Below are 19657 nucleotides of genomic sequence, written 5' to 3' on the forward strand. Positions count from 1 at the left end.
TTTAATCCTTGTTTAATTCTAGTGCTTCTTCAACCAGTTTCTTCTGTTGCTGGTTATGGACTGATAAATAACCCACAGCTGGCGCTGAAGATGCTGCTCTGCCTGCGTAGGTAACCTTTGCTCCTTCGGGAATAGAGTCCCAGAAGTGATGCTGACTGCAATACCAGGCGCCTTGGTTTTGAGGCTCTTCCTGACACCAGATCCAATCTTTGACATGCTTGTAGCGCTCAACCATCTTTTCAACCTCATCATGAGGGAAAGGATAAAGCTGCTCGATACGAACAATGGCGATGTCTTCGATTTCATTTTTGCGGCGATAGTCTAACAGATCGTAGTAAACCTTACCGGAGCACATAACAACCCGTTTTACTTTGGCCGGATTAATATCATCAATTTCATCAATGACATTATGGAATACACCTGACGCTAGCTCTTCCAAAGAAGATACGGCTTGCGGGTGACGTAACAATGACTTAGGCGACATCACAATTAGCGGACGACGCATAGGACGAACCGCTTGTCTGCGCAACATATTATATACTTGGGCAGGTGTTGAAGGTACACAGACTTGCCAGTTATGGTCGGCGCAAAGTTGCAAGAAACGCTCAAGTCTTGCTGAGCTATGTTCCGGACCTTGACCCTCGTAACCATGAGGCAATAATAAAGTTAAACCACACAAACGTCCCCATTTGTGCTCACCGGAACTTAAGAACTGATCGATAACTACCTGGGCGCCATTGGCAAAATCACCAAACTGCGCTTCCCAAATTGTCAATGTACCGGGTTCCGCAGTGGCATAACCAAACTCAAAAGCCATCACCGCTTCTTCGGACAACACTGAGTCGTATATTTCAAATACGCCTTGCTCTTCAGCGATATGTTGAAGCGGAATATGCTCAGCCGCATCCAATTGATTGTGCATAACAGCATGGCGGTGGAAGAAGGTACCACGACCTGCATCCTGACCAGTGAAACGGATGTCGGTTTTTTCAGCCAGCAAAGTGGCATAAGCTAAGGTTTCCGCCGCACCCCAATCTAAGGGTTTTTCTCCCTTCATCATGGAGAGTCTATCCGCGTAGAGTTTGTTCACTCGAGACTGCAGTTTGAAGCCTTCCGGAATCTCACAGACTTTTTCGCCAAGCTGCTTAAGTGTGTCTAAACTCAAGCTAGCGTCATAAGGTACATCCCAATCGTGACCGATGTAAGGAGTCCAATCCACAGAGTGCTCTGTCATTGGGCGCCATTCTTCCACTACGCAAGCGCCGTGATCCAAAGCAGCACGATACTCAGAAATTAGTTTCTCCACTTCATGAGCGGTTACCGTACCCTCTGCCACCAATTGGTCAGCATAAATCTGCCGAGGTACTGGATGCTTTTTAATCTTTTGATACATCAACGGCTGTGTTGCGTTTGGCTCATCGGCTTCGTTGTGACCATGGCGACGGTAACAAACCAAATCAATTACCACGTCACGTTTGAAGGTATTGCGATAATCCAACGCCATTTGCGATACAAAGATAACCGCTTCAGGATCATCTGCATTAACGTGGAAAATCGGCGCCTGCACCATTTTAGCAATATCGGTACAGTACTGGGTAGAACGTGTATCTTCTGTTTTAGAAGTAGTAAAACCAACCTGGTTATTCACCACGATACGAACGGTACCTCCCACCTGGAAGCCGCGCGTTTGAGACATGTTGAAGGTTTCTTGTACAACGCCTTGGCCAGCAATCGCCGAATCACCATGTATGGTAATCGGCAAACTCATTGAGCCATCACTGCATCCGCGGCGGTCTAGTCTGGCACGAACAGATCCCATAACCACCGGGTTTACGATTTCAAGGTGAGATGGATTAAATGCCAATGCCAAATGCACTGGACCGCCCGGTGTAGCAAAATCCGAAGAGTAACCCGCGTGATACTTAACATCACCGGAACCCAATGACTCGTCATGCAAGCCAGAAAACTCGTCGAATAGTACCGACGGGTTTTTACCTAATACGTTGACCAACAAGTTCAAACGACCGCGGTGAGCCATGCCGATAACCACTTCTTTTGAGCCTGCGGCACCGGCGCCGGAAATCAACGCTTTCACCATAGGTACAAGAGAATCGCCGCCTTCTAGCGAAAAGCGTTTGGCACCTGGGAATTTAGCCCCTAAATACTTCTCCATGCCATCCGCAGCAATCAACCCTTTGAGTACGTTTACTTTTTGCTCTTTAGTTAACGCTGGTTTTGCTTCTGCGGCTTCAAGGTATTGTTGTATCCAACGCTTTTGCTCGGTGTTGGTAATGTGCATGTACTCAGCACCAATCGAACCACAATAAGTGCGATTCAATGATTTGAATAGCTCGCCTAAGGGCATTTTTTCTTGTCCTACAGCGTAGGAACCCAGATTGAACACCGTATCAAAGTCTTGCTCAGAAAGGCTGTGGTGTGAAAGCTCAAGGTCACGCACCCGTTCTTGTTGCCAGAGGCCTAACGGGTCGAGATTGGCGTGTTGATGACCGCGAAAGCGATAAGCATTAATCAACTGCAGTACTTTAATCTGCTTTTGATCCCCTACTTCGCCAGCTGCGGCAACGGGTGCTCTGGCTGCAAGCCCCATAGCCGCCATCTTTTTGAATTCATCTCTCACTACGCTGTGACGAGTTTCAATGGAAACCCCATCAACTTTTGGTAGCTTATCAAAAGTGCTTCGCCACTCTTCAGAAACGCTTTGTGGATCTTCCAGGTACGCTTCATAAAGTTCTTCTACATAAGCAGCGTTGCCGCCCGCCATATGTGAAGAATCCCACCACGCTTTCATGACGCTTTCGTGCATTACCGTCCCTTCATCGTATTCGGTTTAAACAGGTATTTGTAAAGACTAACAAATCACCAATAAAAAAATAGCCAACCTCTGTCCGATTGGCTATCTACTAATCAAAATAAAACGATTTTAACGCTTTATACTACTAAACAGCCCGTTGTAACAGCATCGATTTAATTTGACCGATTGCTTTCGTCGGATTTAATCCTTTTGGACATACGCTCACACAGTTCATAATGCCATGGCATCTGAACACGCTAAACGCGTCATCCAATTCATTTAAACGCTCTTCTGTCGCAGTATCACGGCTATCGGCTAAGAAGCGATAAGCATGCAACAAACCCGCAGGACCGATGAACTTGTCTGGATTCCACCAGAACGAAGGACAAGAGGTTGAGCAACAAGCGCACAAAATACATTCGTACAAGCCGTCAAGCTTTTCGCGCTCTTCTGGTGATTGCAGATGCTCGCGTGCCGGAGGCTGCTTAGAATCATTGATCAAAAACGGCTTAACTTTCTCGTATTGAGTGTAGAACTGTGTCATATCGATGACCAGGTCACGCACTACCGGTAAGCCTGGCAAAGGGCGAATGACGATTTTGCCGTTACCCAATGCTGATAAAGGTGTGATACACGCCAAGCCATTCTTGCCATTCATGTTCACGCCGTCAGAGCCACAAACTCCTTCACGGCAAGACCGACGGAAAGATAACGTGGGGTCTTTTTCTTTCAAAGCCAGCAGTGCGTCAAGCACCATCATGTCTTGGCCTTCTTCCACTTCCAGCTGATAGTCCTGCATGTGTGGCGCACTATCAACGTCAGGATTGTAACGATAAACGGAAATCTCTCTTATCATTGTGGTGCTCCTTAGTAAGTACGCGTCTTAGGTGGAAACGCTTCACGAGTCTTAGGTGCCATGTTGACATCGCGCTTACGCATGGACTCGTTTTCTGGAATATAAACAGAGTGACACAACCAGTTTTCATCATCACGGTCAGTGAAGTCAAAACGGCTATGAGCACCACGGCTCTCTGTACGGAAATTAGCGGCAACCGCTGTTGCGTAGGCAGTTTCCATCAGGTTATCAAGCTCTAAACATTCAATACGCATGGTATTAAATTCTGAACTCTTGTCGTCCAGACGAGCGTGTTTTAAGCGCTCGCGAATTTCTTTCAACTCTTTCAAACCTGTTGCCATCGCTTCGCCCTCACGGAATACCGAGAAGTTAAGCTGCATACACTGTTGCATATCTTTCTTGATTTGAACCGGGTCTTCGCCCTTACCGACCTCGGAGGACTCCCAGCGATTGAAGCGAGCCAATGCAGCTTCAAGATCAGATTCAGATGCATCGCGTGAGCTATCTGCTTCATTAAGCGCTTCACCAAGGTGCAGGCCTGTCGCACGACCAAATACCACCAGATCAAGTAAAGAGTTACCGCCTAGACGGTTTGCACCGTGTACTGATACGCAAGCGATTTCACCGCAAGCAAATAAACCTTTAACGACTTTCTCGCTGCCATCAGGTGCAACGGTAATACATTGGCCATCAACATTGGTAGGAATCCCCCCCATCATATAATGACACGTAGGGATTACCGGAATCGGCTCTTTAACCGGATCGACGTGTGCAAAGGTTCGTGATAATTCAAGAATACCCGGCAAACGAGACTCAAGTACGTCTTTACCTAAGTGGTCTAACTTAAGCTTGATATGAGTACCCCAAGGGCCTTCACAACCGCGTCCTTCTCGAATCTCTGTCATCATGGAGCGAGCAACAACGTCACGACCTGCGAGATCTTTGGCATTAGGCGCATAGCGCTCCATGAAGCGTTCGCCGTCTTTGTTTAGCAGGTAACCACCTTCACCACGACAGCCTTCTGTTACCAAAGTACCGGCACCTGCGATACCTGTTGGGTGGAACTGCCACATTTCCATATCTTGTAAACAAACACCAGCACGAGTTGCCATACCGACACCGTCACCGGTATTGATATGCGCATTAGTAGTCGAGGCGTAAATACGACCCGCACCACCCGTTGCTAATACAACTGCACGAGATTTGAAGTAAACCACTTCACCCGTTTCAATATCAATTGCTGTACAACCGACAACATCACCATCTTGGTTTTTAACCAGATCTAGTGCATACCACTCGCTGAATACTTTAGTTTTGTTTTTTACGTTTTGCTGATATAGCAAGTGCAGTAACGCGTGACCTGTTCGGTCAGCTGCAGCAGCGGTACGAGCACCCTGCTCGCCACCAAAGTTCTTGGATTGTCCACCAAAAGGACGCTGGTAGATTTTACCATTTTCAAAACGTGAGAAAGGTAAACCCATGTTCTCCATTTCGATAATGGCTTCAGGGCCAGTTTTACACATGTATTCGATAGCGTCCTGGTCACCAATATAATCGGAGCCTTTAACGGTATCGTACATGTGCCATTCCCAGTTATCTTCGTGGGCATTTCCAAGGGCAACAGTGATGCCCCCTTGTGCAGATACAGTGTGCGAACGCGTTGGAAACACTTTAGACAACAGTGCACAAGACTTACCTGATTGAGATATTTGTAAAGCGGCTCTCATTCCGGCACCACCGGCACCAATTACTACCGCATCAAATTCATGAACAGCGACTTTCACTTATACACCCCACAAAACAAACAAACCCACTGCTACGTAAGCAAACGCAATCAGGTTTAATAAATACTGAACAACAATACGAACACGGTGCGGCTTAACGTAATCGGTAAGCACTTGCCATAAACCAATGCGAACGTGGATCATGATGGATACCAGCGCGGCAAGAGTGAATACTTTCACACCGAGATTGGAGAAGAATCCCGACCATACTTCATAAGTAATTTCAGGTGTTGTTGCAAAGAACCACAACATGAAAATGCTGTAGGCTAAAATAACGATAGCAGTAGTACGCAAAGATACGAAATCTTGTACACCGTCTCGTTTCAGGCTTGCCTGGTTAGTTACCATATCATTACTCCCATCACTGCGGTCAGTACAACCCACAGGCCGATAATAAATTTAGCGCTGTTGTTGCCGGACTCTAATTCTTCGAAATGTCCCATGTCCATAAACATATGACGGACACCGCCAAGAATGTGGTAAGTCAGTGCTGATACTGTGCCGATCACTAAAAGCTTACCAATAACGCCACTCATCAACTCACTGACATTAGCAAAGCCTTCAGGTGAGGTTAATGAGCATGCCCAAGCTCCAATCACCAATAACAGAGCAAAGAACAATGCAACGCCTGTTACGCGGTGAAGAATGGAAACAAGAGCAGATGGGGGAAAACTAATCGTATTAAGTTCTAAATTTACGGGTCTTTGTTTTTTCACGATTTGTCGCCAACCTGGAATGTTTATTTTGTTGACTCATCTGTTAACACAACACATGAGTGTTCCACATTGAATGTAATTAAATCCTGATTACATCGCATTGTTACATACGTATGTAATGCAAATTGGATTTTTAACATTTTATTAACGAAACCACCTTGCAGACCAATAACAGCGCCAGCCCGGCAGATTTACGTTGTCGCACTGAAGTATATCCATGGGTTTCACGAAATACAATTTTTGTTACGTATCAAAGACGTGATTGTTAAAATTTTGAGCAATGTGATCAAAGTTTTAGAAATATGCATACTTAGCAATGAAATCCGCATTAAAATTTGCTTATACTATAGGGATAAAGTAAAACTACCGTCTACTTTAAGAGCCTCGTCCATAATTGACGAATCAATGAGCGCCCCCCTAGAACTTTCTAAAGGAGAATTTTTATGGCAGCTGATACAGCCATATTAAAAGTTGGTGATAAAGAAATTGAACTGCCGGTACACACAGGTACTGCAGGAAACCCGGTAATTGATGTAAGAAAATTGGGTTCCATTGGGCACTTCACTTTCGACCCAGGTTTTATGGCCACAGGCTCATGCGAGTCATCTATTACCTTTATTGATGGCGAAAAAGGCGTCTTGTTACACAGAGGTTACTCTATCGAAGAGCTAGCACGAGACGCAGATTACCTGGAAGTGTGCTACATGTTGTTGCATGGCGAAGCGCCTGATGCAGCAACCTATGCAGAGTTTAAGAGCACCATTACGCGCCATACTATGGTGCATGAAACCATGACTAACTTCTTCCACGGTTTCCGTCCTGATGCCCATCCTATGGCTATGTTGTGTGGTACTGTGGGTGCCATGTCATCTTTCTACCACGACGACCTTGATGTTAGCGATCCTGAGAAGCGTCTGCGCAGTGCCTACCGTTTAGTAGCTAAAATGCCAACCTTGGTGGCCATGGCTTATAAACACAACATTGGTCAACCTTTTGTATATCCGCGCAACGATCTGTCTTACGCTGAAAACTTCCTGAACATGATGTTCTCCGTACCAGCTGAAGAATACAAAATCAGCCCGGCAGTGGCTCGCGCTGTAGATCGCATCTTCACTTTACACGCTGACCACGAGCAAAATGCATCTACTTCTACCGTGCGCTTAGCAGGTTCATCCGGTGCAAATCCTTATGCCTGTATCGCTGCTGGTGTTGCTTCTTTGTGGGGACCTGCCCACGGTGGCGCCAACGAAGCCTGTTTAAATATGCTGCAGAAGATTGGCACAGTAGATCGCATTCCTGAGTTCATTGCAAAAGCGAAGGACAAAAACGATCCGTTCCGTCTGATGGGCTTTGGTCACCGTGTTTACAAAAACTATGACCCACGTGCGACAGTAATGCGTGAAAGCTGTCATGAAGTACTGGCCGAGCTGGAAGTTAAAGATCCATTATTGCAAGTGGCAATGGAACTGGAAAAAATTGCGCTTGAGGACGAATATTTCGCCTCTAAGAAGTTATTCCCGAATGTGGATTTCTACTCCGGTATCATTCTGAAGGCGATTGGTATCCCAACTAACATGTTCACTTGCATTTTTGCTTTGGCAAGAACTGTAGGCTGGATTTCTCACTGGCATGAAATGCTAGGTCAAGACGGACAGAAGATCGGTCGTCCTCGACAGCTATATACTGGTGAAGCACAACGCCCTTTCACGCCGATTAAAAAATAAGTATTTTTCGTTAAATACCTCTAGTAACCAAAAAGGCAGAATAATCTGCCTTTTTTTATACCCGTTCTTTACAAACCAAGAAGAATCACTCACGCAATCCAACGTTAAATTAATCTGATAAATGTCAGCGCTAACAGCAATTCCATCTAATTAATTTCCAGCGCAGCAATTAACCGTTTTACGAGTTTGATTAAAATACAATTGGCGCACCGATTGTGAGCTTGTGTAAAATTGGCGTAAAACCAATGATACCAATCAACATCAATAAGGTGAGCAACACTAATACTCCATTGGCGATGTATTTAATTGCCAGGCCGTTATTCTCTTTGGCATAAAAGTACAACTGCAACATCATTAATGGCAGTAAGAAACAGCCAAACGTCCAGATAAGTGAGAACACCGGGAAGTATGAAGAGGGAACGTCCAAAACTTTACCAACAATAAAGTAGCTCATCATCCCTATCCGTAAAAACCATTGCGCATTCGAAACAAGGAACAATCTCAATGCCCATTTTCGGTGTGTCGCTATGTTTCTTCTTTTTGCGTAATACACCGTCAGAAACGCAAAGGCTATAATTAGCAAGCCATTTATAGTAGTACCTATGGCCGAATGCACGTTGGGGCTTGTGCCACGGATCCACACCAGATAAAAGCCAGATAGTGCAAGTGCCAAAACCGTTGTTAAATAAATATAGCCCGTATATTTGTGGAAGACAGGAAATCGATTTCGCACTTGCGGCATTAACTGAAAAACACCAGCAAAGGCGATAATTCCAGCGCCTATAGCATGACTGGCAAACGCCAAGTTACCCATTGTGTCATCTGGCTTAAAGGGAGTACTACCGAAAGGCTCAAAACGGTTCCAAATCTCCAGGTTGCCAGAAACAACTGAATAAAGATAAAACGAAATAATAAATAAAAAGAAAATCCACTGCCCCGCTAAAATAGAAGCAAACCAAAACACAGTTGAACCACGCAACAACTTATCCGGTGTCATGGTCGTGATTGGTGATAACGTATTGAATTCAGGTTTTTGCAATTTTTGATCCTCATAACTACAGAAATTCGGTCAAATACTGCTTGAGTTGCAGGTTTTGGTCGTCTAAATGGGCCCATTTACACGTATTTTTGTGTTTCGCTATACAAGAATGATGTAAGTGCGAATTTTGTAGCCGAATATTTGTAGGCATTCGGTTTTGTCCGACTGGTCGCTTAATTGTTCCCGACATAATTGGCATTCACTAAGTCCCTATAGCTCGCCGATATTTGTTCCTTACAATATCGGCATTCACACCATCCTTGGCGCTTGCCGTTTGAATTTTCCCGACAAAATCGACACTCAACTTTTGTCCGACTGGTCGTTTAAATGTTCCCGACATAAACGACATTCACTACGTCCTTGTAGCTTAAGTTGAACCTACAGCCGCAGGTACAAAAAAGCCGCCCATGTGGGCGGCTTTTGAGGTTTTAACACTTGCTGGTGATTAATAGAATTCTTTGCGGAACTCAACACCCCAAACACGTGGGTTGTTATCAATCACTGTTAAGTTGTTGAAGTCAATAGCACCGCGGAGGTTCTCTTCATCGGTAATATTACGACCAAATAGAGTAACGGTATATTGGCTATCAAAGTTTTCGTAACCAATTCTTAGACCACCTTCAAATTGAGAATCTGTTGTGAATTCAACAGAGTCATATAAGAAGATGTTGGTCTCGCCCATGTATACCCAGTCGGTGTAAGCAAAAATTTCACCACTTTCAATTTCAAAGGCATAACGCGCGGTGAAACTGAAGTTAGACTCAGGTGCTTGTGGAAACGGATTACCATCAACAATCGCCAATCCATTGGAATCAGTCGGATCTAGCAAAGTACACTGACCCGCACCACAACCTGGTGATACGCGTAAGTCCGGATCATCAATTTCAGTGTCGTTATAGCTGTAACCTGCTGTTAGTGTTAAACCTTCAGCAGCAAGCCAAGTGGCTTCAACTTCAAAACCTTGGCCAATACCATTGTCTGCATTAATCAAGCGAGTAAAGTTACCGTCACCACCGATGGCAGAAAACTGCATATCTTCAACTTCGTAGTGATACAAGGCACCATTTAATCGCAACACCCGGTCTAGCAAGTCAGCTTTGAAGCCCACTTCAAATGAAGTTACTGTCTCAGAATCAGCAACAGACGGGGCTGCTTCGAAGGCTACGTCACGGCCCTGAATAGTCGGTGCTCTGAAACCAACAGCAGCACGAGCATAAACACTCACGTCACGATTGATGGTATGATTGATTGAAATATCACCACTTAGCTGGCTATCATCAACTTGCAAATCCGGATATTTCTGAACACTGGCTGCACCAATAACGACAGCGAACCCATTTACGTTTTGATCACCGACCGACAATTGTTTTTCGTCATTCGTGTAGTTCAAGCCTACAGTCAACGTGGTGTCATCAGTCATGTCATAGGCCACTTGACCAAAGATGGCCCAAGACTGGTTGGAGTGCGTAACCGTCGTGGCGCCGAAGAAACCATCAATAGAAGTTACATCGAACTCAGCATCAAACACATAAGCACCGATGGTCCAATCCAGATCGTCCGGGCCAGATTCAACCAGGCGTACTTCGTGAGTAAACTGGTGTAAATCGTCCAGTCTATCTTGCGTAACGGCGCCGAAAGGTATAAAACCAGGGAAGCTGATGTTAGGACCGAAATTGTCGTATTCAGCATAGGTCAAGCCAGCAGGTACGATTGAAACATCGTCTGTCGGGACTATCACACCGCCATCGATATCACCTAAAGAGTCCCCTTCGGCGACATTGTAATCAGTAATTGAAGTCAACGTGATATTACTGTTTAACTCGTGATCGATACGCAAAGTCACACCAGTGTTTTCGTAGTTCTGCGGGTTTCGATCTTGTCTGCCATCACCATCAAGATCGGCATCGTAATATACCACATCACGATCGTAGTTTTGGTTGAAGTCATTACTACCAGTGCTTAGGGCATTGGCTCGGAAGATTGAAGCGGTACCGTCCAGGTCACGACCATAGGCTTGCAGTAACACAGAAGTATCCATGTTAACGTCCCACAGCAGTTGACCACGCCAGGCTAGTTCGTTGAAACCACCCATAGCGTCATTTTCGCCAGTCCAACCATTGTCAATCCAGTCACCGCGATTTTGCGACAACAAAGAAAAACGGCCCGATACGTTATCCGTTAGACCACCACCAACGGCAGCTTCGAGGTTGAATGTGTCCATGGTTGCGACTGAAGCTTCAACGAAAGCTTCAAAATCTTCGGTAGGCTTGCGAGTATCAAATTTAACAATACCTGCTGTAGTGTTACGACCAAACAAGCTACCTTGCGGACCGCGCAACACTTCTACTTGCTCAATATCAAATAAAGGGAAACTCTTCAGGATAACGTTTTCTTTAACGACGTCATCCATGATGATGGACACTGGCTGAGAAGCTGCCAGGTCAAAATCGGTATTCCCTAACCCACGCAGGTAAAAACGAGGGGCAACACGACCGTTAGAGGATTCCGCATTCAAACCCGGCGCTCTTGCAGCCAAAGAAAGAATATCGTCACCACCAGAGAAAATCGCTTCGAACTTTTCACCATTTAGCGCAGAAATAGAAATCGGAACGTCCTGGATGCTCTGAGTTCTTTTCTGGGCTTTTACGGTAATGGTTTCTAAACCGCTATTATCTTCGGCTTCTTGTTCCTGGGCTTGTGCACCAAGAGACAGAAGAGCGCACTGTAGTGCAACTGCAATCGCTGATTTTTTAATCATTTGCTGTGTCCATAAAAAATTAATGTGTGTAAAAACGTTATTCTTATTATTTTTGTACTATTTATTTTAATGCTTATTGCAGATATTTCATTGAAAAAGTGAGTAAAAACAGCAGTTTTTTGTAAACAAATGCCGACTTTTCACTGGTTTTTTCTCTGCACTGGTCAGTCTATGCCCAAAACTACCAAACCACTTGAGTCTCACAGAGATTGACCACTTGGTCAAGATTTGTTTTATTTGCTGCTATTTCAGACGAACATTGTTGTTAATTCCATCAAAAAAGCCCGGCGCTTGAAATAACCTGCCGGGCTCAAAAAAGGTGTTATTTGAAAACCAGTCTATTGTGCTTTGCTGGCCAAAAGACGCTGTTTTTCCGCCTCAGATAAAAACGCCGCTTTAACGCCGTTCTCTTGTACTTGACGCAATTGCGCATCAGACAAACCAATGACATTTTTTGCCACGTCGTATTCATGTGGTAAATCAATGTTGGATACTGCCGGGTCGTCAGTATTCAAGCTCACCACGATTTCGTTGTTCAAAAAGATCGGCATAGGACTATCTTTTACGGCTTTAATGGTTGCTGTTTGATAATTGGAAGTTGGACAAGATTCTACAGAAATATTATTTTTGGCCATGTATTCCATCAACTTAGGATCTTGCGTTGCCGCAACACCATGTCCAATTCGAGTAGCGCCTAACATCTCAATGGCATTCCAGATACTTTGGGGGCCATCAGCTTCTCCAGCGTGTACGGTGATATTCCACCCCGCATCTCTGCCCTTCTTAAAATGCTCCTGATACTGTACCGCCGGAAAGTTTATTTCATCTCCAGCTAAGTCCAATGCCACGATTTTATCCTTGTGTACCAGCAACGACTCCAGTTCTGCCATGCAGGTCTCAGCACCAAAGGTACGGCTTAAGATCCCGATAAGATTGGCTTTAACGCCTGTATCTTTCTCGCCCGTTCTGACACCATCAATTACGGCAGCAACCACGTCTGCCATATTTAGATTGTGATTCATGGCCATGTAGTAGGGAGAGAAGCGCAGCTCAACATAATCAATGCCCTGGCGCTTTGCATCTAGCATATTTTCATAAGCCACAGTGTAACAATCGTCAATATTGGCTAACACTGAAACACCGTAGTCCAGCTTTTGTAAAAAGGCTAACAAATCGCTGGTTTGATCCTGGATTTGGGTCAAAGGAATGAGTTCTTCCAGAGAAGAAGCGGGCAATTCGATGCCATTTTTGTTGGCAAGACGCCAGATGGTTTCAGGTAAAATATTACCATCAAGGTGACGGTGCAAATCCACCAAAGGAAGATCGGTATTTATCATAGTTGTTTCCCTGGATTATAAAAATCGAAAGAGAAACGTTAATTGAGTTGTAGCTTCTCTGCAACCAAAACTGCTTGTGTTCTGTTATTCACTTCCAGTTTTTTGAAAATTGCACTGATGTGAGCTTTTACCGTTGCTTCAGTAATGTTCAGGTCAAACGCGATCTGTTTATTCAACATCCCCCCCTGTAAATGCTTCAATACCTGGAATTGTTTTGGGGTAAGTTCCGCCATTCTGGAGGCAACATCAATGTCCTCTCTTTCCACTTTTATCAGGTTGTCTCTCATGCATTCTGGTAACCAGGTAGAGCCACCTAATATGGCTTTGATAGCATTGGCAGTTTCTGAAGACGGCGTGGTTTTGGGAATAAAACCGCGAGCGCCAAAGGCCATCACTTTTGATACTACGGTTGCCGTATCGCTGACGGATACAACCGCAACAGGTACGTCAGGAAAATCTTCGGAAATGCGAATAACACCGTAGAAGTCTTCACTGCCGGGCATGTGTAAATCCAATAGAACCAAATCAATATCTTTATTCTGCTCTAACAGCGCGATGGATTCGTCCAAAGTTCCTGCGTGTAAAAACTCTAAATCGTCAAGCAAAGCATTAAGTGCCGCTGTTAACGCATCTCTGAACAATGGGTGATCATCTGCTACTATTATTTTTGTCATTCTTGGCCTTATGGAAATCTCTATCACACCTTTTTGGCAATTATGGTGTAGTCTACAACTTTAGTCTAATACTTTTCATGACTGTTTTGTTTCACTCGCAAAAAATTTGTAATTTAAGCAACGAGTTAATGTTTTTGACTACCTTGATTTTGCGTTAGAATAGTGTTTTTTCTTTGACAGCTAAGACATTGACTAAAGATCTTATTTACTCCAAACCACAAGAAAAAGTCGCTGATTTTAAATTTGATCAGGATGTTGTGGCGGTTTTCCCTGACATGATCCAGCGCTCGGTGCCGGGCTATAGCACTATTGTGGATAATATTGGACTGCTGGCTCAGCAATTCGCACAAGACAACAGTACTATTTACGATCTGGGTTGCTCATTAGGCGCTGCCAGCTTATCAGTAAGAAAGTATGCCACTGCCAACAATATTAAAATACAAGCCATCGACAACAGCGCAGAAATGGTAAGCCGCTGTAAAAGTCACCTCGCGGCGTTTAAATCCGATATTCCCGTAGTTGTAGAACAAGCCGACGTGCTGGAAACTAAAATCGAAAACGCTTCGGTTGTTATACTGAATTTCACCTTGCAGTTTATCGCCCCTGAAAAACGTCAGGAAGTGCTGGAAAACATCTACACCGGGCTCAATCCGGGTGGTGTGCTAATATTGTCTGAAAAAGTTTCCCTGGGACATTCGACGGCAGACGAAAGCTTGATTGAACTGCACCATGAATTTAAACGCCGCAATGGTTACAGCGAACTAGAGATTAGCCAAAAGCGCACAGCTCTTGAAAATGTAATGAAACTGGAATCCTTGCCCTTTCACCTGAATCGCTTGAAACAAATCGGCTTTACGGAAACTCTAACCTGGTTTCAGTGTTTTAACTTCGCCTCTATGCTGGCTATCAAACCCCTTGAAAACTGAGAAGACGAGCAATGAAGTGGTTTTATGATTTTTACCGGGAAATCGCGACAACGGATTTAGCCCATTGGCTGGAAACCTTGCCTGCTCATTTAGCTAAGTGGCACAAAGAGGCATTACATGGCGACTTTAAAAAGTGGCTAAAGTTAGTTGAGCAATTGCCCAAAACCCAGCCATCACAGGTCAATTTGACAGACTCAGTGAGCATCGGCAGCGCTAATGACATCACCGAATATCAGCAGAAACAAATCAACGGACTACTCAAACAGTTCATGCCATGGCGCAAAGGTCCCTTTTACATTCACGATATCCATATCAATACTGAATGGCGCTCTGATTGGAAATGGGATCGGGTTGCCCCACACATTTCATCATTAGCCAACAAAACCGTGCTAGATGTGGGCTGTGGCAGCGGCTATCATATGTGGCGTATGTTGGCGCAAAAACCTGAAATGGTAGTGGGTATCGACCCAACTCAATTATTTTTAATTCAGTTTCAGGCAATCAAACACTTCGCGCCGAACCATCCTATTCATCTATTGCCACTGGGCATTGAACAAATGCCAGCATTGAGAGCCTTTGATACGGTGTTTTCAATGGGCGTGTTGTATCACCGCAAAAGCCCCTTTGAGTTTTTACAGCAACTCAAAGAACAGTTGAAATCTGGTGGTGAGTTGGTGTTGGAAACCCTGGTGGTGGAAGGCGATGAAAACACCGTACTTGTACCAGGTGAACGCTATGCTCAAATGCGCAATGTTTGGTTTATACCCAGCGTTAAGGCTCTAGAACATTGGATGAGCCGAGCGGGATTCAAGAATATCCGCTGCGTCAATCTCGACGAAACCAGACTCGAAGAGCAACGAGCCACCGACTGGATGACCAGTCACTCCCTTGTGGATTTTCTGGACAAAGACGACATCAGTAAAACCATTGAAGGCTACCCCGCTCCACTGAGAGCAACACTGATAGCAAACAGATAATCGGCTGGATATAAAATTACCATAAAGAGCTAAAAGTCTGATGAAAGAGCATATAGGCAAGTGAACTTTTTTTCTTTACACTGCATCAGACCTATCTAAAAAGAGAATTAATATGGATCCTATCTCTACTTTTTTCAGTGCCTGGCAGCTTTCCGAAGAAGATAGCCGGGCGAGTACCATCAAAAGCGTCGTTATCCCTGAAGTGGAATATCATGATCCACGTACCCCTGAAACCATAAATAGCGTTGATGCACTTTGTGCTTATGTGGGTATGTTTAGCGCCAATGCGCCGGGTTGGAAGGCTGAAGTGGTAAAAAGCGACACCATAGGCAAACACACCCGCGTAACGGTAGCCTTCGGCGGTATGGGACCGGATGGCAAGCAAGTGGTACAACATGGACAATACTTTGTAGAGGTATCTGATAATCACATTATCCGCATGACGGGTTTTGTCGGTACAGGCGAGCCCACCTGATTTTAATTTAATTATTATTTAGCCAGTCTTTGAGAAGCTTTGTGGTGGCGTCGGTGGACAAATTGCCATCCACCACAAAGTCACTGGTACTTTTAGCCTGAGCCGCCGTTTCGATATAAATCTCTCTGAGATGATCATCGTAATTTGTCAAATAAGTTAACACTTGAGTGGCAGAGTCTCCATTAGCATGCTCAAAATTGCGCTGTATGACACGAGATAAGCAAACCTCCAAAGGAGTATCAAGAAACACAGCAACATCAATAAATACGGCTATAGATTCACGACAACGAGCAAAGGGTTCTTCAATAAACACGTAAGGATAGGCATTATCCTGCTTTATGGCCTTGAGTGCCTTAACAAAGCCCGGGGTTTTAAGTTCAGATAAATTTGCCCCCTGGTGCAACCAGGCTTTCATATCTTTCGGGTAAGTGTGCTTTTCAACATAGTCATCGAACAGCAAATAGGGACAGCTGAAGTGTTCTGACAGTAATTTAACCAGCGTTGTTTTCCCACTACCGGAGACACCGCTTATGGCCACAACCTTCAATTTTTTCTATCCTTAAAAACTTTATTCACCATCTATTTGCTTTTTCATCATCGGCGGATTTAGCTTGCACCCAAAATTCTCCGTATTGAGTGGTTTCTTTTTTCCAAAAAGGCGCTTTGGTTTTCAGATAATCCATTACAAACTCACAAGCTTGAAAAGCGGCGCCTCGGTGAGCACTGGAAACCGCAACAAGCACTATCTGATCTGCCAGTTGTAGCTGACCTACCCGATGAATAATGGTTATCCCGTTTAAGGACCAGCGTTGTGCTGCTTGCGTAGCTATATCATTTAAGGCTTTTTCCGTCATGCCGGGATAATGCTCTAACTTCAACCCGGTAACATCGCGTCCATCATTAAAGTCTCTTACAAGACCAATAAAGCTCACAACGGCACCAGAATCAGCGTGGTCTCCCAGCAATGCTTGATACTCATTCTGCACAGAAAAGTCATGCTCCTGCACTGATATCTTAATCTGTGCCAAGCTTAACCTCCGGTTACCGGCGGGAAAAACGCCACTTCATCGCCTGCTTTTAAGCTCACATCGTCGCTGCTAATGGTTTGATTTACCGCAGCAATGGCCAGTCCACTGGCAAGCAATTCTTTCCATAGTGGCGATCTTTGCGCCAGGATATCGCGCAATTCAGACACGGTTTTAGGTTGCTCAGCGAGTTCTAGTTTATCACATTGAAGTTGCTCTCTGAGCTGCGCGAAAAATAATACGGTTAACATGCAGATGCTCCATTGTTTACTGTGCCCTGCTCTCTTATCCAGTGGCCGGTTTTACCGCCTGTTTTAGACTGCACTTTAATGTCAGAGATAACCATCTCTGGATCCGCCGCTTTGCACATATCAAACAAGGTTAAACAGGCCACCGATACTGCGGTGAGCGCTTCCATTTCAACCCCCGTTTTACCGGCGAGTTTACACAACGCACGCACATTAATTTGTGACTGGCTCTCATCAGGTTCAAAGTCAACCTGCACTTTACTCAACATCAATGGATGACAAAGGGGAATAAGATCGGCACATTTTTTTGCAGCCTGGATGCCTGCGATTCTGGCCACGGCTAATACATCACCTTTGGCATGACCGCCAGAAACAATTAAATCAAAGGTTGCTTTGGACATCATTACTTTGCCTGTCGCCACTGCAGCTCGTTGGGTAACCGACTTTCGTGTAACATCTACCATGCTAGCCTCACCTTTGGCATTAATGTGGCTGAGGGATGGTGAGTTAGAGGAATTAGATTCTTGCATAATAAACGCCGCTTAACTGGTTAAATGACCAACGAAATTGCAAGGTTTGTGTGTGCTATCCAGCTGTTCTTTCAGGATGCCATTCCAACCCGTTTTACATGCTCCTGTGGAGCCCGGTAAACAGAAAATAGCAGTGCGATTGGCAATACCTCCAAACGCTCTGGATTGCACGGTGGAAGTGCCAATCTCCTGATAAGAAATGTGTCTGAATAGTTCGCCGAAGCCCTCGATACTTTTGTCAAACAGTACACTCAAAGCTTCGGGTGTCGTATCCCGGCCAGTAAAGCCGGTTCCACCCGTACTCACCACCACCTGAATTTGCTCATCAGCAATCCAGCGAGACACAATTTCTCTGAGTTTGTATTTATCGTCTATCACTATCGCTTTTTCAACAATGTGATGGCCAGCCTCGGTAATCGCTTCTACCAAGTAACGACCTGAGGAATCCGTTTCTTCGGTGCGGGTATCAGATACGGTCAATACCGCAATATTAAGTCTTGTGTTTTCAGAGTTCATAAATGAAATTTGCCTTATTTTCCTTATCCACCTAGCATCGCCAGGTGTTTTGTTGCGCCAGTTTTACCCTCGTGCAACCAGTGACTTATATCTTTGGTGGTAAGTAATTCGCTGATTTTATGCCTTAACGCCAGCTCATCACCATTGGCGATCTCTTCTCGCAATGATAGACCTTGTTCAGCGAACAAACACAGATGTAATTTACCGGTAGCTGAAATTCGTAAACGATTGCAGCTATCACAAAAATCCTTACTGTACGGCATAATAAGTCCAATTTTGCCAGCGTAATCAGGATGATGAAACTCTTGCGCCGGTCCGGCTGATTTACCCCTGACAATGCGCGTCCAACCTTGTTGTAATAAGCGCTGCTTGATGGGTTCACCGGCAATGTGATGTTGTTTGAAAAATTGATGACTCAGCCCGGTTTCCATCAACTCTATGAATCTCAAAGTGACAGGCGTGTCTTGCAACCAATTCAAAAACTGTTGCAGGCTACTTTCATTCACCCCTTTCATTAGAACAGAATTGATTTTAACGGGTATTCCCATGGCAGCTGCTTTGTCCACACCGGCCAGAATCGCCTTTAACTTATCAGCACCCGTTATACTGTTAAATACGTTGGCGTCTAGAGAGTCAATACTGACATTGATACCAGCGATACCGGCTTGATGCCAGTCATCAATCACATCAGGAAAACGATAGCCATTGGTGGTGATCACCACTTTGTCGATGCCGTCTGTTCTAGCACAAGCTTCGATAATTTGAGGCAGATCTTTTCGCAGAGACGGTTCCCCGCCAGTTAGGCGTATTTTAGACGTGCCTAATGAGGAAAATGTGCGGGCAATGGTTTTTATCTCACTAAGAGATAAGAAGTCCCTATCGGAATCACATTGGTAACCATCCGGTAAACAGTAGTTACAGCGAAAATTACACACGTCTGTTATAGACAGGCGCAGGTAATGAAACCGGCGTCCGTGAGTATCTTGAAGCATTACACACCTTTCCAAGTTAAAGAGCTACCGCATCCATTCGGCACCGCTTTCGGGAGGCTGTTCGATTTCTCGGTGGCCAGCAACAAAACTGACAAACAACCCGTGCTTTGCACCATCACCTCATGTAACAGCTTGCAAAGCGGCCAGAGCACCCTATAGCTAGTGATAACTACTTAGGAACCAAGGCTCGGAGTTTCGTTTTTAGTGATCTTCAAATTACCCCTGACAACGCTTAATTACAATGCCTAATCGTGCATTATTTGTAACT

At 44.8% G+C, this 19657-nt stretch carries 19 protein-coding genes and 1 riboswitch; of the genes, 4 read left to right on the top strand and 15 right to left on the bottom strand.

The features are described 5' to 3' along the window. Position 1: 1 nt before the first annotated feature. From AABA75_RS12055 to sdhC, 5 genes are all read right to left on the bottom strand, one after another. On the bottom strand, positions 2–2824 hold the full coding sequence (locus AABA75_RS12055) for a 2-oxoglutarate dehydrogenase E1 component (RefSeq protein ID WP_338292854.1): 2823 nt from the start codon (positions 2822–2824) through the stop codon (positions 2–4). 133 nt (positions 2825–2957) lie between these two features. After that, positions 2958–3668 carry a succinate dehydrogenase iron-sulfur subunit gene (locus tag AABA75_RS12060; RefSeq protein WP_338292855.1) on the bottom strand — a complete coding sequence of 237 codons (711 nt, stop codon included), beginning with the start codon at positions 3666–3668 and terminating at the stop codon, positions 2958–2960. 11 nt (positions 3669–3679) lie between these two features. Further along, positions 3680–5452 (bottom strand): succinate dehydrogenase flavoprotein subunit, encoded by a 1773-nt coding sequence (gene sdhA, locus AABA75_RS12065; protein WP_338292856.1) that lies wholly within the window; start codon positions 5450–5452, stop codon positions 3680–3682. Then, a complete protein-coding gene (sdhD, locus tag AABA75_RS12070; RefSeq protein ID WP_338292857.1) occupies positions 5453–5800 on the bottom strand; it encodes a succinate dehydrogenase, hydrophobic membrane anchor protein in 348 nt (115 codons plus the stop codon). It abuts the gene before it with no gap. Next, the gene (gene sdhC, locus AABA75_RS12075; protein ID WP_338292858.1) at positions 5794–6168 is read right to left on the bottom strand and encodes a succinate dehydrogenase, cytochrome b556 subunit; all 375 of its coding nucleotides are present in this window, start codon (positions 6166–6168) and stop codon (positions 5794–5796) included. Before sdhC ends, sdhD begins: the two co-directional genes overlap by 7 nt. Positions 6169–6611: 443 nt before the next feature. Here sdhC and gltA point away from each other — a divergent pair, with 443 nt between their 5' ends. Beyond that, on the top strand, positions 6612–7892 hold the full coding sequence (gltA, locus tag AABA75_RS12080; RefSeq protein WP_338292859.1) for a citrate synthase: 1281 nt from the start codon (positions 6612–6614) through the stop codon (positions 7890–7892). Positions 7893–8082: 190 nt separating this feature from the next. Here gltA and AABA75_RS12085 read toward each other — a convergent pair whose 3' ends face one another. The 4 genes from AABA75_RS12085 to AABA75_RS12100 form a co-directional block, all read right to left on the bottom strand. Further along, positions 8083–8931, bottom strand: a complete 849-nt coding sequence (locus AABA75_RS12085) for a DUF2306 domain-containing protein (RefSeq protein ID WP_338292860.1) — start codon at positions 8929–8931, stop codon at positions 8083–8085. Positions 8932–9376: 445 nt separating this feature from the next. Then, on the bottom strand, positions 9377–11689 hold the full coding sequence (locus tag AABA75_RS12090; protein WP_338292861.1) for a TonB-dependent receptor: 2313 nt from the start codon (positions 11687–11689) through the stop codon (positions 9377–9379). A 338-nt stretch (positions 11690–12027) separates the two neighbouring features. Beyond that, on the bottom strand, positions 12028–13026 hold the full coding sequence (gene add, locus AABA75_RS12095) for an adenosine deaminase (protein WP_338292862.1): 999 nt from the start codon (positions 13024–13026) through the stop codon (positions 12028–12030). A gap of 38 nt (positions 13027–13064) precedes the next feature. Further along, the gene (locus tag AABA75_RS12100; RefSeq protein ID WP_338292863.1) at positions 13065–13700 is read right to left on the bottom strand and encodes a LuxR C-terminal-related transcriptional regulator; all 636 of its coding nucleotides are present in this window, start codon (positions 13698–13700) and stop codon (positions 13065–13067) included. Between the two features lie 188 nt (positions 13701–13888). Between AABA75_RS12100 and cmoA the strand changes: the two genes are divergently transcribed. The 3 genes from cmoA (at position 13889) to AABA75_RS12115 (ending at position 16078) form a co-directional block, all read left to right on the top strand. Then, on the top strand, positions 13889–14626 hold the full coding sequence (gene cmoA / locus AABA75_RS12105) for a carboxy-S-adenosyl-L-methionine synthase CmoA (protein WP_338292864.1): 738 nt from the start codon (positions 13889–13891) through the stop codon (positions 14624–14626). A gap of 11 nt (positions 14627–14637) precedes the next feature. Continuing rightward, entirely contained in the window at positions 14638–15603 is a 966-nt protein-coding gene (gene cmoB, locus AABA75_RS12110) for a tRNA 5-methoxyuridine(34)/uridine 5-oxyacetic acid(34) synthase CmoB (protein ID WP_338292865.1), read from the top strand. 112 nt (positions 15604–15715) lie between these two features. Further along, complete coding sequence (locus tag AABA75_RS12115) at positions 15716–16078, top strand: nuclear transport factor 2 family protein (RefSeq protein ID WP_338292866.1); 363 nt, start codon at positions 15716–15718, stop codon at positions 16076–16078. Positions 16079–16085: 7 nt separating this feature from the next. Here the strand turns inward: AABA75_RS12115 and AABA75_RS12120 are convergent, their stop codons facing one another. The 6 genes from AABA75_RS12120 to moaA form a co-directional block, all read right to left on the bottom strand. Further along, positions 16086–16616: an AAA family ATPase gene (locus AABA75_RS12120; RefSeq protein WP_338294850.1), complete on the bottom strand. Its 531-nt coding sequence runs from the start codon at positions 16614–16616 to the stop codon at positions 16086–16088. Between the two features lie 34 nt (positions 16617–16650). Beyond that, a complete protein-coding gene (gene moaE / locus AABA75_RS12125; RefSeq protein ID WP_338292867.1) occupies positions 16651–17106 on the bottom strand; it encodes a molybdopterin synthase catalytic subunit MoaE in 456 nt (151 codons plus the stop codon). A gap of 2 nt (positions 17107–17108) precedes the next feature. Continuing rightward, a complete protein-coding gene (gene moaD, locus AABA75_RS12130; protein WP_338292868.1) occupies positions 17109–17354 on the bottom strand; it encodes a molybdopterin synthase sulfur carrier subunit in 246 nt (81 codons plus the stop codon). Next, positions 17348–17881 (bottom strand): cyclic pyranopterin monophosphate synthase MoaC, encoded by a 534-nt coding sequence (gene moaC / locus AABA75_RS12135; RefSeq protein ID WP_338292869.1) that lies wholly within the window; start codon positions 17879–17881, stop codon positions 17348–17350. The genes moaD and moaC overlap by 7 nt, the downstream gene beginning before the upstream one ends. Before the next feature lie 12 nt (positions 17882–17893). After that, on the bottom strand, positions 17894–18397 hold the full coding sequence (gene moaB, locus AABA75_RS12140; RefSeq protein WP_338292870.1) for a molybdenum cofactor biosynthesis protein B: 504 nt from the start codon (positions 18395–18397) through the stop codon (positions 17894–17896). 23 nt (positions 18398–18420) lie between these two features. Further along, positions 18421–19389: a GTP 3',8-cyclase MoaA gene (moaA, locus tag AABA75_RS12145; RefSeq protein WP_338292871.1), complete on the bottom strand. Its 969-nt coding sequence runs from the start codon at positions 19387–19389 to the stop codon at positions 18421–18423. Continuing rightward, positions 19378–19594, bottom strand: a riboswitch (molybdenum cofactor riboswitch). Its footprint overlaps the gene before it by 12 nt. Between the last annotated feature and the right edge of the window lie 63 nt (positions 19595–19657).

This window comes from Planctobacterium marinum, assembly GCF_036322805.1.
Classification (GTDB): Bacteria; Pseudomonadota; Gammaproteobacteria; order Enterobacterales; family Alteromonadaceae; genus Planctobacterium; species Planctobacterium marinum_A.

What these genes read in the sequence shown, in the direction of transcription:
- moaB (WP_338292870.1), bottom strand. Translation starts at nt 18,397, where the DNA reads ATGAACTCTGAAAACACAAGACTTAATATTGCGGTATTGACCGTATCT.
- AABA75_RS12060 (WP_338292855.1), bottom strand. Translation starts at nt 3,668, where the DNA reads ATGATAAGAGAGATTTCCGTTTATCGTTACAATCCTGACGTTGATAGT.
- moaD (WP_338292868.1), bottom strand. Translation starts at nt 17,354, where the DNA reads ATGTTAACCGTATTATTTTTCGCGCAGCTCAGAGAGCAACTTCAATGT.
- cmoB (WP_338292865.1), top strand. Translation starts at nt 14,638, where the DNA reads ATGAAGTGGTTTTATGATTTTTACCGGGAAATCGCGACAACGGATTTA.
- AABA75_RS12100 (WP_338292863.1), bottom strand. Translation starts at nt 13,700, where the DNA reads ATGACAAAAATAATAGTAGCAGATGATCACCCATTGTTCAGAGATGCG.
- AABA75_RS12115 (WP_338292866.1), top strand. Translation starts at nt 15,716, where the DNA reads ATGGATCCTATCTCTACTTTTTTCAGTGCCTGGCAGCTTTCCGAAGAA.
- add (WP_338292862.1), bottom strand. Translation starts at nt 13,026, where the DNA reads ATGATAAATACCGATCTTCCTTTGGTGGATTTGCACCGTCACCTTGAT.
- moaA (WP_338292871.1), bottom strand. Translation starts at nt 19,389, where the DNA reads ATGCTTCAAGATACTCACGGACGCCGGTTTCATTACCTGCGCCTGTCT.
- sdhD (WP_338292857.1), bottom strand. Translation starts at nt 5,800, where the DNA reads ATGGTAACTAACCAGGCAAGCCTGAAACGAGACGGTGTACAAGATTTC.
- AABA75_RS12090 (WP_338292861.1), bottom strand. Translation starts at nt 11,689, where the DNA reads ATGATTAAAAAATCAGCGATTGCAGTTGCACTACAGTGCGCTCTTCTG.
- moaC (WP_338292869.1), bottom strand. Translation starts at nt 17,881, where the DNA reads ATGCAAGAATCTAATTCCTCTAACTCACCATCCCTCAGCCACATTAAT.
- AABA75_RS12055 (WP_338292854.1), bottom strand. Translation starts at nt 2,824, where the DNA reads ATGCACGAAAGCGTCATGAAAGCGTGGTGGGATTCTTCACATATGGCG.
- gltA (WP_338292859.1), top strand. Translation starts at nt 6,612, where the DNA reads ATGGCAGCTGATACAGCCATATTAAAAGTTGGTGATAAAGAAATTGAA.